Here is a 17,114-nt window from a genome sequence, read left to right on the forward strand (position 1 = left end):
ATCAAACGTACATATTTTCATCTTTTCAACCTATGAAAAGTTGATAAACCGTTGAAATCTTATGTCAAATCAGGGGGCTGCCTCCATTAAACAAGGAAATTAGCGCACAGAAGTAGCCTGCTTCTGTCGTATCGACTGCGCATCATACCGAAAAACGAGTAAGGACTGGCGATGGTACTTGAAAAAATAGGGCACCCATTATTGGTAGCGTTTAGTAAATCGGTAAAGAACTCCATCATAACCCACGGCACAAACAAAGGGCTAAAACGACAGGGACAGGCGTACCAATCGAGTTCTCCAAAGGCGAACAGGCATGGCATAACCGTCAGACAGTTGAATGATTTTAGCTCTTACTAGCTGCCATTGGCATGCTTCTGACCCATAAACATTGATTATGAAATTCCCATCCATCTTCAAAACGAACCAACCGCACCGTTTTCAAATTACTCCCCGGCACTACGATCCTGTAAAAGAAGAAATCCACCAACGAACGGAGCGTATCAAGAGAGAACTTCAGCAAGAAGGTGTTTTGGACACCGAGGAGGATGACGACACACACTATCGAGGCGGATCCTCTATTAGGGGGGCATTTACCAAAGGAAGTCCAATTAAGCAAAAACCAAGTAGCGTATTTGAGAGCACCGGTATGATCCGATTGATCATCATGGTGGTGCTGATAGGCGGATTTGCGGGATATATTTACTTGGGACCTGATATTCTATACTATTTCCTTTATTTAGGCGCTACGGTTTTTGCGTTGGTGGCACTGTACAGACTAAAATCAGTCGGTACAAAATGAGTGACCTTATCCAACTTCTCCCGGATGCCCTAGCGAATCAAATCGCTGCAGGTGAGGTAGTACAGCGACCCGCATCTGCATTGAAAGAACTTCTGGAAAACAGCTTGGACGCAGGCGCTACCCACATCAAAGTAGTAGTAAAAGAAGGAGGAAAACAACTCATCCAGGTAATTGACGACGGCATGGGCATGTCTATAACAGATGCCCGCATGTCTTTTGAACGACATGCCACGTCAAAAATCCGAAAATCCGATGATCTTTTCTGTATCCGAACCTTCGGTTTCCGTGGCGAGGCACTTGCTTCCATCGCCGCCGTTGCCCAAGTAGAAATGAAGACGAAGCGTACCCAAGATGAACTGGGGACGCTGCTGTGCATAGAAGGGTCAGAAATCAAAAAGCAAGAGCCTATTAGCTGTTCGGATGGAACGTCTATTTCGGTAAAAAACCTGTTTTTCAATGTCCCTGCACGACGTAACTTCCTAAAGTCCAACGCAGTAGAAACCAAACACCTGGTAGAGGAGTTTCAACGCGTTGCGCTCTCCTACCCAGAGGTAGCTTTTACGCTCTATCAAAACGACATGCAGTTATTTAGCCTCTCTCCAGGAAAACTCAGCAAGCGAATCCTGGGTGTACTGGGACAAGGATACCAGGACCAGTTGGTTGTCTGTCAAGAAGAGACTCCCCTAATACGAATCAAAGGATACATCGGCAAACCAAGCAGCGCAAAAAAAACAAGAGGAGATCAATATTTCTTTGTAAACAACCGGTATATAAAGAGTAATTACCTACACCATGCGGTGGTCAGCGCCTTTGAAGGCCTAATGGCACCGGATCAACATCCTTTTTATGCGCTCTTTCTGGAAATTGATCCCTCGCACATCGATATCAATGTACACCCTACGAAGACTGAAATTAAGTTTGACGATGAACGCACCATCTATGGCGTGCTAAAAGCCGCCATCAAACAATCATTGGGTGCCCATCACGTCGTGCCGGCCATGGACTTCAGCCTAGATGTAAACTTTACCCAAACGTGGAACCAAAACGAAGCCCAAACCAAAGAAGTCCAATCAGAACATTCCTACAAAAACTTTCAAAGCCCCGCCTTCCGAAAACAAAATGTGGGTGGATGGGAAAACCTTTTTGACAACCGGAAACTTCCTGAAACCAACGACGAAGACAGCTTACTCTCTCAGCGTCAGGAGGAACCGGAAACAGTTACATTCTCAAGCAGGGCAAATCAAACAGAGCAAGACTATAAGGCTGAGGTGGCCGGGCGAAAGACTCCCGGGAGTACGTTCCAAGTTGAATCCAAATACATTATTGCACAGATATCCTCCGGCATACTGCTATTTGATCAACAAGCCAGTCACGAACGCATTCTATATGAACGGTTTCTGAGTCAACTGGAAAAATCGAAGGGTGCATCGCAACAGTGCTTATTTCCACAAACCTTAAACCTTAGCCCTGCGGATTACGTGTTGGTGATGGACTTACAGGAAGAGCTTACCAGCTTGGGCTTCATAGTTAGTTCCTTCGGCAACCACACAGTCGTCATCAACGGTATCCCTGCGGATGTTCCCATTACGAACGAAAAAGCGCTCTTTGAATCCTTGCTAGAACAGTTCAAACATTTTAAATCGGTGCTTTCTTTAGGGAATCGTGAAAACCTCGCCCGTTCTCTGGCCAAGCGATCGGCCATAAAGACGGGACAAAAACTAAGTCCTCAAGAAATGGAAAACCTCGTTGGAAGACTATTTGCCTGCCAAAACCCAAATTATAGCCCCACAGGGAACAAAACCTTTGTGAAATTGGATTTAACTAAAATAGACAGCTTTTTTAACCAATAACGAATACCCTTCTATGTTTCGAGCCTTAACACCCACCGTGAAAAATATCCTGCTGATCACTATCGGCATGCACATCATCACGGTATTTTTTATGCCGCAGCTTAAAGCCTGGTTTGCCCTATATCATATTGATTCCCGGTTCTTTTTGCCTTTCCAATTTGTTACTTACATGTTTATGCATGCCGATTTTTGGCATTTATTCAGTAACATGTTTGGGTTATTTATTTTCGGGCCACTACTGGAGCAATTCCTCGGACCCAAAAAGATCATCATTCTCTGGATGGTCTGTGGTGTCGGGTCTGGGATCTTATACTCGGGGTACAATGTGTATAAAATCAATCAGCTGAATAATCAGATCGAAACGTTTACCGAAAATCCGGATCCAGAGGTGTTCAACCGATTCGTCAATGCGAACAGACACCTGTTCAATGCCAGTATTTACGATCTGGTAGACACTTACAGTAGGAATCCGGACAATCCCGAACTGATCGACAGAGCCACTAGAAACATGCTGGGAATCAGAGACCGGCAGGTAAACATTCCGATGGTAGGCGCCTCTGGTGCCTTATTTGGCATCCTGATCGCATTTGGCATGCTATTTCCAAACACCCAGTTGTTCTTGCTTTTCCCACCGATACCGATTAAAGCAAAATACCTCGTGCTGTTTTATGGACTATACACGGTATATCATATATTTGCAAGTAATCCCGCCGACAACGTGGCCCATTTCGCCCATCTCTCTGGATTAGTCATTGGGGCATTCTTGGTAACCTATTGGAAAAGGGATAGGAGAAATTTCTACTAACATGTACGGAGGATTTTGGTATAACATTAAAAACGCCTTTAACCAAAAAAACAACGGGCTGTACAAACTATTGGCAATCAATATTTTGCTCTTTGTGGCGTTTATGGTCTTGCGGGTATTTCTGACCTTGGGAGGGGCGGGAGACATCTACAAATCCCTGATTTCCTTCTTTATGATGCCAGCGTCCATACCGGAGTTTATCGGCAAACCTTGGACGTTGTTTACCTACATGTTTTTGCACGAGGGTTTTCTACATATCCTGTTCAATATGTTGTTTATGTATTGGTTTGGTATGCTGGTACATGAATTCCTCGGTAGCCGAAAGCTTGTCAACCTGTATATATTAGGAGGAATTGCAGGTGGATTTTTTTACATGATTATCTATAACATCGCACCATACTTTAGCGACCGGATAGATGGCGCCTTGATGCTGGGGGCGAGTGCAGGAGTGTATGCCATCGTAGTGGCAGCCGCTACGCTGCGCCCAAACACGGAATTTCACCTTCTTCTCTTAGGCCCTGTCAAAATCAAATACATTGCGATCTTTTATGTGCTGATTGCATTTGCAAACTCAGCTGGAAGCAATGCAGGTGGAGAGTTGGCCCACCTAGGCGGAGCCTTTTTGGGATACTACTATGTGCTCCAATTAAACAAAGGCAAGGATATTGGCATTTTCATACAAGCAATGGGGGCGTTTTTTGAAAAGCTTTTTTCCAAAAAACCCAAAGTAAAAGTAACTTACCGTAGAAACAACGAAGGGAAAAAACAGACTTCCACAGCTTCTACACCTCCTCCCAAAAACCAGAAAATGTCTTCCGAAACGACTACTCAAGAGGAGATAGACCGTATTTTGGATAAAATAGCTGAGAAGGGGTACGACAACCTGAGCAAAGAGGAGAAACGAAAATTGTTTGACTTTAGCAACAAATAGGACACGCATCCTACATGCCCTGCCCTACGCCAACTGAATTACAGGTTACAGGCACGAATCATTTTCCTCCATCACGATTTAATCAGATCGTTTTTATTCGCCAACTGGCCACAAGCGGCATCGATGTCCTGACCTCGGGACTTGCGGATTTTTGCCACAATTCCAAAACCCTCCAACACTTTCAGGTACATGGCGATTGCCTCTGGGTCCGCCTGCTGAAATTCCCCGTCGTCTATCGGATTGTATTGAATCAAATTAACCTTGGAGGGAATAACCTGGCAAAATTTCGCAAGGGCAAGTGCATGTGCTTCGTCGTCGTTGATCCCTTTCCATACAACGTATTCATACGTTACTTTTCGCTTGGTTTTGGCATACCAATACTTCAAAGCTTCGGCCAATTCCTCTAAAGGATTGGTGTCATTGATGGGCATCAGTCTGCTTCTGGTTTCATTGATTGCCGAATGCAATGAGACCGCCAAGTTGAATTTCACCTCGTCATCGGCCAGTTTTCGAATCATCTTGCAGACCCCTACCGTGGAAACGGTAATACGTTTTGGCGACATGCCCAAACCCTCCGGAGACGTAATCTTTTGAATGGATTCTATTAAATTAGCGTAATTCAGCAGTGGCTCCCCCATACCCATAAAAACGATGTTTGTCAGTGGCCGGTCAAAAAACCGATCGGCTTCTTCCATGATGGTGGCTACCTGATCAAATATTTCATCGGGGTACAGGTTGCGCATCCGCTTAAGCCGAGCTGTAGCACAAAAATTACAATCCAGACTACAGCCTACCTGGGAAGAAACGCACGCAGTAATCCGTTTGGATGTGGGAATGAGAACCGATTCGACAATCTTTCCATCATAAAGCATCACAGCGTTTTTGATCGTACCATCCTCACTGCGCTGCATCTGATCTACCCGAATATGATTGATCACAAAGTGCCGCGCCAACATCTCGCGGGTAGCCTTGGAGATATTGGTCATCTCCTCAAAGTTCTTCAGCTTTTTATTCCAAAGCCAATCGTATACCTGCTTGGCTCTAAACTTCTTGTCTCCAACCGAAAGGAAAAATTCCTCCAGTTCCGCTAAACTTAATTTCCTGATATCTCTCTTTATTTCCACGTCCATCGTACAAGGCATTGCGGCCTGTTTTGCGCCAAGGCAATTAGTCATCAAAGCTTATGAACTCATGTAGCTTCGTATAAGTTCAACAAAGTATTACCCCGCCCCCTAAAGGCTCGAAGGAAGTACCGCGACATCCTGCTTTCTTACCGGAAATTTCGCTCCAGAGTCACCTAAACGCTCGAATAAGCGATGCCGCAAGCTATCCGCCAATTCTGGCATACTAGAAGACAGATCGGTGGATTCCTTTGGATCACTTTCTAGATCAAATAACTCATTGGTATTACTCTCGTAATAATGAATCAACTTCCATTTCCCTTTTCGAAGAGCTGATCCAGGGCGCCAAGCGCTCCCGTGGTAATGGGGATAATGCCAAAAAAGCTCGTCTCTCTCCCAGGACTTCGTTGATTCTTCGGTCAATAGCTGCACCAGGCTAGTTCCATCGTGGGGTTCATGGGAAATACCCGCAAGCGAAAGCATCGTGGTAAAATAGTCCATACTCACCACCGGGGTTTCAACTACCCTACCGGGATTTTTGATTTCAGGACCAGTGATCAATAATGGCACCCTAATCCCCCCCTCATAACACCAACCTTTACCTGCTCGCAAAGGACCATTTGCGGTAGGTGCCCCCTCTGAAAACAAGGTTGATAGGCCCCCATTATCTGAAGTGAAAATCACCCAGGTATTTTCCTCCAGTCCCAATTCCCTCAGGGCATCCATAATCCTGCCGATGTTTTCATCCATGGCTGTTACCATCGACGCATATTCGGCATTGTCTTGTATCAATCGGGTGACCCCATCCACCCCCTCCGGCTGATACCGCACTTCTTCGGATACTTGAGGTTGCTCGGCCAATTTCCGCTGAAAGCGTTCGTGGTACCGGTCAACCGCTTGAATGGGTGTATGCACGGTGTAATAAGACAAATACAACAAAAAAGGCTGATTACCGGCCTCTTTCATTAAACGTACACTTTCTTCCGTCAGCCTATCTGTAAGGTACTCTCCTTCCGGACCATCCGAGAGCCTTGGGTTGCCGTAGGGGGAAAAATACCCGTTGGATATTCCCTTCTTAAGTTGAGGTGCTCCCACGCTCCACCCTCCGATGTTAACATCGAATCCCTGAAATTCGGGCCAAAAGGCCTCCTCCTCCCCCAAATGCCATTTTCCCACAAAATAAGTCTGATAACCTCCCTCCTTAAATTTCTCCGCCAACGTTACCTCCTCCAAGGCCAACTCATGGTCAATAGCAGGCGTCTCAATGGGTCTGCTGTCTGCATCCCGGTCAAATCCTGGAATCCAATCTGTGATATTCACGCTATTAGGGTGCTTGCCGGTCATCAATGCCGCACGAGTGGGACTGCAAACCGGATGCGCAGAATAGGCCTGACTAAACCGAATCCCTTTCGCTGCCATTGCATTTACATGGGGGGTTTCGTAAAAAGTACCCTCCCAATTTGCTTCGATATCTGCCCAACCCAGATCATCTACCAATATAAAGACAAAATTCGGTCTCACTTCCGCAGGAGAACCGCATGAACAAAAGGCCCATGTCAGCAAATATACAAGTAGCCATGGTTTTAGGGCAGGATAAGTTACTTTTACAAAGTACATAAATAAGGACGATTAACTGACTACAAACTAATCCAATATTCAGGAATATTCAAAAAAACGGAATAGATCTTTGCTGGCAGAAACTGATCGCCGTACCAACTAAAATTAAACGAAGCCAAGCGCATTGAATACATGACAATATATGTCAATATGTCCCAAAAAACAACTCATAAAGCATTTTTATAGGTCATATTGTCTTGAAAATTTCGATTTATTCGATTGGTTAGGTATTTGTTTACAAAGATTTGAACCAGATGCAATGAAACAATGGACTTTAAACAATACACCATAAAATCACAGGAAGCTATCCAAAAAGCACTGGAACTGTGCAGTGCAGAGCAGCAGCAAGTAATCGAGCCCGCCCACCTGCTCAAGGCAATTCTACAAGAAGATGGGAATGTGTCAGAGTTTTTGCTAAAAAAGCTTTCGATTAATCCCAACTTGCTGATACAACGACTGGATGAAATCATTCAACGGTTGCCCAAAGTAAGCGGGCAGCAACAGCCCTACCTCTCTCAAGCTACAAATCAGGTATTTCTAAAGGCAAAAGAATACATGAAACCCTTTGGAGATGAGTTCATTGCAGTAGAGCACTTGGTACTGGCCATACTTGCGGGAAGCGATGCCAGCGCTAAACTATTAAAAGAACTGGGCGTAACAGAGCAGCGTCTAACAGAAGCCATCAAGGAACTAAGAAAAGGAAATAAAGTGACTGATCAAAACGCAGAATCCACGTACAGGTCCTTGGAAAAATATTCCAAAAACCTGAATGACCTAGCCAAAAAAGGAAAAATCGACCCGGTTATTGGCAGGGATGAAGAAATCCGACGGGTATTGCAGATACTCGCGAGAAGAACCAAAAACAACCCCATCCTGCTGGGAGAACCTGGAGTGGGCAAGACTGCCATTGTGGAGGGATTGGCCCAGCGAATCGTAAGTGGCGATGTACCCGAAAACCTAAAGAGCAAAACCATCATCTCTCTGGATATGGGCCTTCTTGTGGCGGGCGCAAAGTATAAGGGGGAATTTGAGGAGAGATTAAAGGCTGTAATCAAGGAAGTCACCGATTCAGATGGACAGATTATACTCTTTATCGATGAGATACACACCCTTATTGGTGCGGGTGGTGGAGGAGAAGGGGCCATGGATGCCGCTAACCTTTTAAAACCGGCGCTGGCACGGGGAGAGCTGCATGCCATCGGAGCAACTACGCTGAAGGAATACCAAAAGTACATCGAAAAGGACAAAGCCCTGGAAAGACGGTTTCAACAGGTGATCGTGGACGAGCCCGATGCCGCCGATGCCATTTCTATCCTACGAGGTATCAAAGACAAATACGAACTCCACCACGGGGTACGCATTAAAGACGACGCGGTAATCGCTGCCGTAGAGCTCTCTCAAAGGTACATTTCGGACCGATTCCTTCCAGATAAAGCCATTGATCTAATGGACGAAGCTGCAGCCAAACTCCGTATGGAAATCGACTCGCTACCCCAAGAACTCGACGAAATGAACCGTCGGATCATGCAATTGGAAATCGAACGGGAAGCCATTCGCAGGGAAAAGGATAAAGACAAAGAAGCCGTACTAAGCAAAGAGATTGCCGAGCTTTCCGAAAAAAGGCAGGTGATCAAAGCCAAATGGGAAAGCGAAAAAGGAGTAATCCTTGGGATTCAACGGGAAAAGGAAAATATTGAAAAGCTACGCATCGAAGCTGAACAGGCCGAACGTGCCGGTGACTTCGGTAAGGTAGCGGAAATAAGGTACGGCAAAATCGTAGAAAGTGAAAGTAGACTGGCCTCCTTCCAGCAACAACTGAAGCAGATTCAAGAAGGCTCCTCCCTACTCAAAGAGGAAGTAGATAACGAGGACATCGCAGCCGTGGTCTCAAAGTGGACCGGAATCCCCGTGAACAAGATGATCCAAAGCGAACGGGAAAAGCTCCTCCACCTTGAAGACGAGCTGGGCAAGCGGGTAGCAGGACAAAAAGAAGCCATTACCGCTTTATCTGACGCCGTAAGAAGAAGTCGCGCAGGCTTACAGGATCCCAAGCGGCCGATTGGCTCCTTCATCTTCCTAGGAACTACCGGCGTGGGTAAGACCGAACTAGCCAAGGCATTAGCGGAGTACCTCTTCAACGATGATAATGCGATGGTACGGATTGATATGTCCGAGTACCAAGAGAGGCATGCCGTAAGCAGGTTGGTAGGTGCGCCTCCCGGCTATGTGGGGTACGATGAGGGGGGGCAACTCACCGAAGCCGTTCGAAGGAAGCCCTACTCTGTCGTGCTGTTGGACGAAATCGAAAAAGCCCACCCAGATGTCTTTAACATTCTCCTGCAAGTGCTCGATGACGGAAGACTGACTGACAACAAAGGTCGCTTGGCAAATTTCAAGAACACCATCATCATCATGACCACCAATATCGGTTCCACGCTAATTCAGGAGCGCTTTGAAAATATGGAGGAATGGAATAAGGAACAAGTGATGGAAGACACGAAAAACGAAGTGTTTGGGCTTTTAAAAAAATCAGTGCGGCCCGAATTCTTGAACCGTATCGATGAGGTGATCATGTTTGAACCGCTGAATCGATCCATTATCCGAAAGATCGTAGATATCCAATGGAAGGAAATCCAAGGGAGGCTCGCGGAATCCGGTGTTGAACTGGAAGCGACCCCGGAGGTGTTGGACTATTTGGGCGACACTGGTTTCGACCCTCAATTTGGTGCACGTCCCCTTAAGCGTACCATACAAAGGGTGATTCTAAACGAGCTGTCCAAACAAATTCTCAGTGGATACATCAAAAATGACAGCGCGGTATTAGTGGACTTGGATGCCGACGGGCAGGTTTACTTTAAAAACATAGACCAGGTCGAAGTGGTCGACTAACACCTACCGATCGGCCCTTCCCTCAAAGGGCCGAGGGCAAATATACTGAGGACGACCTACTCCGGAGATTTCTAAGCTTTGGAGTAGGTTTTCTTTTAAAGTCCATTGCGTCCCCACGCTATCCCAGCCGACCGACCCTCCACGGGGTTTTGGCAGAAAGCACTATCTTTACGTATTGATAAGCCGCTTCAAAGCCCTCTAATCAAAACCACTCTTCGCAACAAGCTGACTAAATGGAAAACAACTATATCCTTCGAAACCTCCGTTACATCTTTTCCTACGATGACGACAAGATGATGAAACTGTTTAAGCTTGGGGGTAAAGACGTGACGCGCGAAGAGGTGAGTAACTGGCTGAAAAAAGAAGAAGATCCCGATTACAAAAGCATCTATGACCGCGACCTTGCCCATTTCCTAAACGGGATGATCGTAAAAAACAGAGGAAAACAGGAAGGGAAGGACCCTGTAGCTGAAAAAAAACTCAACAACAACGACGTACTCCGCAAACTACGCATAGCACTGAGTTTGCAAGAAGATGACATGCTGGAAATCCTTTCACGGGCGGGGCAGCACCTCAGCAGGCACGAATTGAGTGCCTTTTTTCGAAAACCCAGTCAGAGCCAGTTTCGGCCCTGCAAAGATCAGGTCTTGCGTAATTTCATCAAAGGGATGAAGCTGACTTATAGAAGGGAAGACTTACCACTGTAGTTTACCTTTTTAATGGAGGATTAGCTACTGGAATCACTCAAAAAAGGCCCGACTCATTGGTGAGTCGGGCCTTTTTTTGACTTTTTATAAAATAGCGAAGAAACTAAACTACCGCAACCGCAGCCTCTTCCTCCTGCTTAAGCCTTAGAATAAAATCACTCAGCACGTTCATGTAATTGATAAATGCTTCGTAAGGGCTCTCGTAGGGGCTGAAATAGGCGTGAATATCTCCATCAGAGAAAAACTTCGTACACATATAGTAGAAGTGATCACTGGTTTGCAAGTAATTCCAGTCCCGTTGTATTTCTGGATTCTTTGATCTCTTCACGCGTGCTTCTAGTTGATAAAGTTTATCAAACGCCTCATCCTGTAGGTCATTTCCTAACCAAGCGGTCAGGTCTCTTTCCTCATCCGCCCAAGAAATGGGAGTAGGTACATGAATCATCCCTACCGGGGAAACCTTTGAAATTACCTCAGAAGGCGTAGCGAACCCAAAGTCCGATGATGCAAAAACAGCCTCTGGAAGGTGCCGCATAAATTCAAAGATACCTGTCTCGGCCCATTGATGTTCTCCAAAGGTTTCATAATCCATAAACAGGTTGAGTACCTCGTCACTTTGCGGAATTTGATTGATCCAACTGACAAATTTCTCGGTAGTCAACGGATAGTCAGACCATTTTGGCTCTCCAAACCTGAAAGCAATGTCGTCGCTTAGCCGAAAGTTTTTCAACAGTACTTTTAGCTTCGGTTCCAAGGCATTGGCGTAAACATAATTCGGGCTCTTCCATCCCAAAACATGCTTAGCCCCTTCTGTCAGAATACCCTCAAAACCGAGGTCAAACACCATCTTCCCGATTTTATCGGAATAAATAAGTTCTGTATTCCTAAAAACCTTGGGGGTATACCCATTGAACAGCTGCTGAATTCTTGCCTGATGCTTGCCAACCATGTCCCTAAACTCGGACTCACTCTTCAATGCGCACAAGGCGTGGGCATAGGTTTCGTTGAGCAATTCCACATGGCCGGTGGCTACCAAACGTTGGAAACTTTCCAACACTTCCGGGGCGTATTCCTCAAGCTGATCTAGGATAGTACCTGAAAGTGAAAAGCAAACTTTAAACCCGCCTTGGTATTTTTCAATGAGCTCCAGCAAAAGCCGGTTCATCGGTAGGTAACACTTCTCGGCCACCTTTTTCAATATGCTTCTATTTGAAAAATCATCCCAATAATGGTGATCCTCGCCTATTTCAAAAAATCTATAGGGCTTCAGTCTGTAAGGCTGGTGCACTTGAAAATAAAAACAGATCGATCTCATAGCTTATTGATTAACGGTTTCCTTATATACTTTTATTACTTTTAATGCCACATGCTCCCATTTTAGCCTCTTCAGTTCCTCTCTCCCCAATTCCTTAAACATCTTGGAGATACCGTCGTAGTGGAGCAGTGCAAAAATGGCATCGGCCATGGCATCAATGTCCCAGAAATCCACTTTGACCGCATTTTGGAGCACCTCGGCCACCCCAGATTGTTTGGAAATAATTACGGGTGTATTATGCCGCACCGCCTCTAGCGGCGAGATCCCAAAAGGCTCCGAGACCGAAGGCATCACGTATACATCGCTAATGGCGAACATGTGGTCTACATCCTTTCCTCGCAAAAATCCGGTAAAGTGAAATCGGGTGCCTATCCGTAGTTCTGCTACCCGCTGTATCATCCTATTCAATAAATCGCCGGATCCTGCCATCACGAAACGTACATTTTCATCCTTCTTGAGCACTTTAGCAGCTGCCTCTACAAAGTATTCGGGTCCCTTCTGAAAGGTGATCCTTCCCAAAAAGGTTACGATCTTTTCAGGTACCTTCTTAACTTCCTTGGATTTGATCGCACTGGTATCCAATACCGCATTGTGGACTACCACCACCTTCTCTTCGGGTATCCCATAATTCGCTACAATGGTATTTTTGGTCAACTGACTTACCGCGATGATTTTATCAGCTGCTTCCATGCCCGCACGCTCAATCTCGTAAACCTGCTGATTGACCGTTTGACCGGAACGGTCAAATTCCGTTGCATGCACATGGGCTACCAATGGCTTTCCACTGATGCTCTTCGCCGCAATTCCCGCAGGAAAAGCTAACCAATCGTGTGCATGAATGATATCGTGGTGCTTATCCTTCGCTATCTGCGCTGCAACCAACGCATAGCGGGACACCTCTTGTATGAGGTCCTTGCCGTACTTCCCACTGAAGGAAAACTTGGTAGAAAAAACACTATCCTCCAGATTTTCCTTTCCTTCTTTGATTCCTTGCGTGAAAGAAGCATACTGCTCAGGACTCAGGTAAGGAACCAAAAAAGACCCCACCTCGAGGTACGTTAAATTTTTCCAAACCGACCTAAAACGCTTTTCCCGGTAGTCGATTTCCACATCACTTGCGTTCACAAATTCGGCCAAGGGATCCTCATCTCCCCAAAGTTTGGGAACCACGAAAATCATATCCTGATTATGGTGTGCCAATCCTTTGACCAAACCATAACAAGCTGTCCCCAATCCTCCGGATATATGAGGGGGAAATTCCCACCCGAACATAAGTACTTTCATGAAAAAACTATTTAATAGTTGTTGATTAGATACTGCATGCGCAATAACTCCCCTACGCTCCAAGCCTGCGAAATAGATCCCTTTGGTCGGTGTGGGGGATCGCCATCGTAGATCTCGGCCACCGTTCCAATCCCATATTGGGTCATCACTTTATCGAAGCTTGCTATCACGTTCTGAATAAACCGCTTACCGGATTTACCGTGAAGCTTCAGATAGCCCTCAGCAAAATGCCCCAATAGCCAAGGCCACACGGTACCCTGATGGTAGGCATTATCCCGCTCGTATTGATTGCCCTGGTAATACCCCTGATACCTGGAATCACTTGGTGCCAATGTCCTTAGCCCTCTCTCAGTAAATAAGTTGGCCTTGATCACCTCTAGCACCTGATCCTTTTGATCATCTGTCAGCATCGTGTAAGGCAACGAAGTGGCAAAGACCATATTCGGACGTATAGACCAATCCTTTTCGTTTTCATTTACCACATCAGCCAGATAACCCTTTTTTTCATTCCAAAATGCCTTTACAAAGGACTTTTTCACTTGCTCTGCAAGCTCTGCTATATTTTCATCACCACTTAGCTGATGGTAAAAACACAGCGCATTATACCAAAGGGCGTTGATTTCCACCGGGCAACCGGCACGTTGGGTTACCGGCCCGTCTTTTGTTACTGCGTCCATCCAAGTGAGGGCCACGCCATCCTGCCCTCCGTAGAGCAACCCGTCGGATGTGGTATGGATATTAAACTCCGTACCTTCCTGCAGGCTTTCTATGATCCCCTTGCATTTTTGCAAATACCTGTCTTTGATCGTTTGCTCGTCACCTGTAAAAATCACGTATTGTTGCAGCGCCCAAAAGTACCAAAGTGGTGCGTCAATGGAGTTCATATTGGTCATCACACCGCTCCCCACATTTGGGAAAAGGGCACCGATGAGATCTTTCGACATGGTATCCATGACTTCCAAATACGTTTCCGTGTCTCCAATGGTAAGTGTAAGTCCCGGAAGTGCTATAAAAGTGTCTCTCCCCCACCAGCCGAACCAAGGATAGCCCGCAATGACACGGGTTTCCCCTCCTCTCCTGCTGATAAACTGGGTAGCGGAATTCTTGAGGCAGTTTTCAAAATTATCTCTGGGAATGCGCCGACTGACTTCGTCTGCAAAGGCCTTCAACAGGGAATCTGGATTCGCCTCCTCCAATCCTGCCGAAAAAACCACGCTCTCTCCGGTCTCGATATCAAACTCGAAAAACCCGGGAGCATACAGGTCTTCTTGAAAATCGTAGCCACGTTCAATCTCCCGAATGTATTCGATGTTGTAATACCAATCCGGCGCCGCGACAAATTCATTAGGCTTGGATAATTGCATAGACAGTTCGCTATACGCCTCATAGGGCTTTACCTTAATGCCTCCATTTGCCCGGACGTAACTCTTATTTACGTACGTATTTGCCTTCGATAGTCCGTGATACCCACGAAAAGCCAGAAAGGGACTCAGCCGAAGCTTAACAGGTGCCTGGGCACTTACCAAGGTGTATTTGATCATTACCCTATCCGCATGGGTATCCAGGATAATCTCCTTCTCCAGCACGACTCCTCCTACCCGGTACGTGAGTTTGGGGTTTGGCTCAGAGTCATAATCCTCCAAGTATTTGTGGCCTCTCGGCGAATAATTGCCTGGATATTTGTTGATGCCTAGGTTAAAACTACTTCCCTTCTGAACCACTGTTTCGTGGACGTTGGATAGAAGCACATGTAATTGGGTATCAATCTGTGGCTGAGGCGCCACCAACAAACCATGGTACTTTCTGGTGTTACAGCCAATTATTGTAGTGCTGGTATAGCATCCCGAACGGTTAGACCGTATAAATTCCTTTTCAAGAGAATAATTCAGATTTATCAGCTGTGTTTTATCAAAATGTATATAGCTCATCTAAACACAAAGTTTGTAGGTTTTTATAAAAATAGGAGAAAGCTTTCGAAAGAAAAATTAATCCCAAAAAAAAATAAAGGCTTCCCGACAGGGAAGCCTTTTCTTGGTTCATCGATTTTTAGATCGGGCAGTTTCCTTTTGCAAGGCCTCGAAGTTCTTGAGGGATTCCTCGAATTTCATCATATAAAGGTGTATGTCTCTAATATCCACAGGCCTTATGCGGGGAAAGGACTTAGTTCTACTCAATAAAGTAAACATAATAATAGTAGTTTAATTTCAATCGAACCTATTCAAATAATATGCCATCTACTAAATGAATCAAGCATAAAAAAAAAGCCCTTTCTATAAATTACAGAAAGGACTACGGGTGAAAGACCGGGTTCGAACCGGCGACCTCTGGTGCCACAAACCAGCGCTCTAACCAGCTGAGCTACAATCACCATAAACAGCATCACAACCCTTCTAGTTGTAACGGAATGCAAAGGTAATATGCTTTTTCAATTAAGGCAACAGCTTTGATTATTTTCTTAGAAATTTTAAACGTTTCCCGGTTGCCTCCTCGTAAAACACACCATTCTCGTACACTAGGTGTCCGGAAACGATGGTATGAGTCACCCTACTGCGGAAGGTTTCTCCCTCAAAAGGCGACCAACCACACTTATACAAGATATTATCGGACGCAACGGTCCAAGGGTCATCCAAATCCACCAACACAAGATCTGCATGATAGCCGGGACGGATGTACCCTCGCTTCTCGATTTCGAATAGAATGGCTACGTTGTGGCTCGTTTTTTGGACGATTGCCTCTAGGCTGATTTTACCCTGATGGTACATCTCAAGCAATGCTACCAAACTGTGCTGTACCAAGGGGCCTCCTGAAGGAGCCTTGCCATAAACCTGTGACTTTTCTTCTCTGGTGTGTGGTGCATGGTCGGTCGCAATCACATCTATGTTGCCTCTTAGCACACCGGCAAGTATTTCCTCCCTATCTTCGGCAGTTTTTACCGCCGGATTCCACTTGATGAAGTTACCTTTTTGATCATAATCCGCATCTGAAAACCACAAGTGGTGAATACAAGCCTCAGCGGTAATTCTCTTGGATTCCAAAGGCAGGCTATCGTCAAACAATGCTACCTCTCGTGCGGTGCTAATGTGAAGCACATGCAGCTTTGTTCCATATTTTCGTGCCAAATCCACCACACGTTTTGAAGCGTCGTAGCACGCCTCAGCTGAGCGTATCTTTGGATGGCAACTAACGGGGATATCTTCCCCATACTCGGCCTTATACTTCTCTAGGTTGTCCTTAATGATGTTATCATTCTCGCTGTGGGTTGCGATCAGTAGTTTACACTCCCGAAAGATGTTTTCCAATGTCACCGGATTATCAACCAGCATATTCCCGGTAGAGGACCCCTGAAAAACCTTGATCCCACAAACGTTTTTAGGATCCACCTTCAGCAGTTCGTCTAGGTTGTCGTTCGTAGCACCCATGTAAAAAGAATAATTCGCCAGCGATTTTTCAGCCGCCAGCTTATATTTCTCCTCCAGAAGCTCCAACGTAACCGTTTGGGGCTGCGTATTCGGCATCTCCATATAAGAGGTAATCCCACCGGCTACCGCAGCACGGCTTTCGGAATAGATATCGGCCTTATGGGTTAATCCCGGCTCTCGAAAGTGAACTTGATCGTCTATCAGGCCGGGAAGCAGGTACTTCCCGGAGGCATCCACCGTGATATCAGCCTCATATTCGGGCAGATCCGGACCTACAGAAAATATCAATCCGTCCTTAATAAAGACATCCCCACTGATTATCTTACCCTCATTCACTATATTTGCATTTCGGATCAATATCTTCTTCATGGTATTGT

General features: G+C 45.8%; 12 protein-coding genes and 1 tRNA gene. 6 read left to right on the forward strand and 7 right to left on the reverse strand.

All coding sequences use genetic code 11. The annotated features are described in order from the left end of the window. Positions 1 to 394: 394 nt before the first annotated feature. Genes IAQ59_RS04745 through IAQ59_RS04760 form a run of 4 tightly spaced genes read left to right on the forward strand, consistent with a single transcriptional unit; the run spans position 395 to position 4,385 of the window. Positions 395 to 799, forward strand: a complete 405-nt coding sequence (locus IAQ59_RS04745; protein ID WP_209329639.1) for a hypothetical protein — start codon at positions 395 to 397, stop codon at positions 797 to 799. Then, complete coding sequence (gene mutL, locus IAQ59_RS04750; RefSeq protein WP_209329640.1) at positions 796 to 2,649, forward strand: DNA mismatch repair endonuclease MutL; 1,854 nt, start codon at positions 796 to 798, stop codon at positions 2,647 to 2,649. The genes IAQ59_RS04745 and mutL overlap by 4 nt, the downstream gene beginning before the upstream one ends. Before the next feature lie 13 nt (positions 2,650 to 2,662). After that, positions 2,663 to 3,454, forward strand: a complete 792-nt coding sequence (locus tag IAQ59_RS04755) for a rhomboid family intramembrane serine protease (protein WP_209329641.1) — start codon at positions 2,663 to 2,665, stop codon at positions 3,452 to 3,454. A gap of 1 nt (position 3,455) precedes the next feature. Continuing rightward, a complete protein-coding gene (locus tag IAQ59_RS04760) occupies positions 3,456 to 4,385 on the forward strand; it encodes a rhomboid family protein (RefSeq protein WP_209329642.1) in 930 nt (309 codons plus the stop codon). Between the two features lie 71 nt (positions 4,386 to 4,456). On the opposite strand, the gene rlmN is transcribed toward IAQ59_RS04760, so the two are convergent. Both rlmN and IAQ59_RS04770 read right to left on the reverse strand, forming a co-directional pair. After that, positions 4,457 to 5,527 (reverse strand): dual-specificity RNA methyltransferase RlmN, encoded by a 1,071-nt coding sequence (rlmN, locus tag IAQ59_RS04765; protein ID WP_425342599.1) that lies wholly within the window; start codon positions 5,525 to 5,527, stop codon positions 4,457 to 4,459. Between the two features lie 90 nt (positions 5,528 to 5,617). Beyond that, positions 5,618 to 7,123, reverse strand: a complete 1,506-nt coding sequence (locus IAQ59_RS04770) for a sulfatase (RefSeq protein ID WP_209329643.1) — start codon at positions 7,121 to 7,123, stop codon at positions 5,618 to 5,620. Between the two features lie 267 nt (positions 7,124 to 7,390). Between IAQ59_RS04770 and clpB the strand changes: the two genes are divergently transcribed. Together clpB and IAQ59_RS04780 are read left to right on the forward strand one after the other, a co-directional pair. Beyond that, positions 7,391 to 10,012: an ATP-dependent chaperone ClpB gene (clpB, locus tag IAQ59_RS04775; protein WP_209329644.1), complete on the forward strand. Its 2,622-nt coding sequence runs from the start codon at positions 7,391 to 7,393 to the stop codon at positions 10,010 to 10,012. 233 nt (positions 10,013 to 10,245) lie between these two features. After that, positions 10,246 to 10,719 (forward strand): YehS family protein, encoded by a 474-nt coding sequence (locus IAQ59_RS04780; RefSeq protein ID WP_209329645.1) that lies wholly within the window; start codon positions 10,246 to 10,248, stop codon positions 10,717 to 10,719. A gap of 103 nt (positions 10,720 to 10,822) precedes the next feature. On the opposite strand, the gene IAQ59_RS04785 is transcribed toward IAQ59_RS04780, so the two are convergent. From IAQ59_RS04785 to IAQ59_RS04805, 5 genes are all read right to left on the reverse strand, one after another. Beyond that, the gene (locus IAQ59_RS04785) at positions 10,823 to 12,034 is read right to left on the reverse strand and encodes a glycoside hydrolase family 57 protein (RefSeq protein WP_209329646.1); all 1,212 of its coding nucleotides are present in this window, start codon (positions 12,032 to 12,034) and stop codon (positions 10,823 to 10,825) included. Between the two features lie 3 nt (positions 12,035 to 12,037). Continuing rightward, positions 12,038 to 13,318, reverse strand: a complete 1,281-nt coding sequence (locus IAQ59_RS04790) for a glycosyltransferase family 4 protein (RefSeq protein WP_209329647.1) — start codon at positions 13,316 to 13,318, stop codon at positions 12,038 to 12,040. 11 nt (positions 13,319 to 13,329) lie between these two features. Next, positions 13,330 to 15,246, reverse strand: coding sequence for an amylo-alpha-1,6-glucosidase (locus IAQ59_RS04795; RefSeq protein WP_209329648.1), 1,917 nt, complete (start codon positions 15,244 to 15,246; stop codon positions 13,330 to 13,332). A 365-nt stretch (positions 15,247 to 15,611) separates the two neighbouring features. Next, positions 15,612 to 15,687, reverse strand: a tRNA-His gene (locus IAQ59_RS04800). 78 nt (positions 15,688 to 15,765) lie between these two features. Further along, a complete protein-coding gene (locus IAQ59_RS04805) occupies positions 15,766 to 17,106 on the reverse strand; it encodes a dihydroorotase (protein ID WP_209329649.1) in 1,341 nt (446 codons plus the stop codon). Between the last annotated feature and the right edge of the window lie 8 nt (positions 17,107 to 17,114).

The organism is Lunatimonas salinarum (assembly GCF_017811155.1).
Classification (GTDB): Bacteria; Bacteroidota; Bacteroidia; order Cytophagales; family Cyclobacteriaceae; genus Lunatimonas; species Lunatimonas salinarum.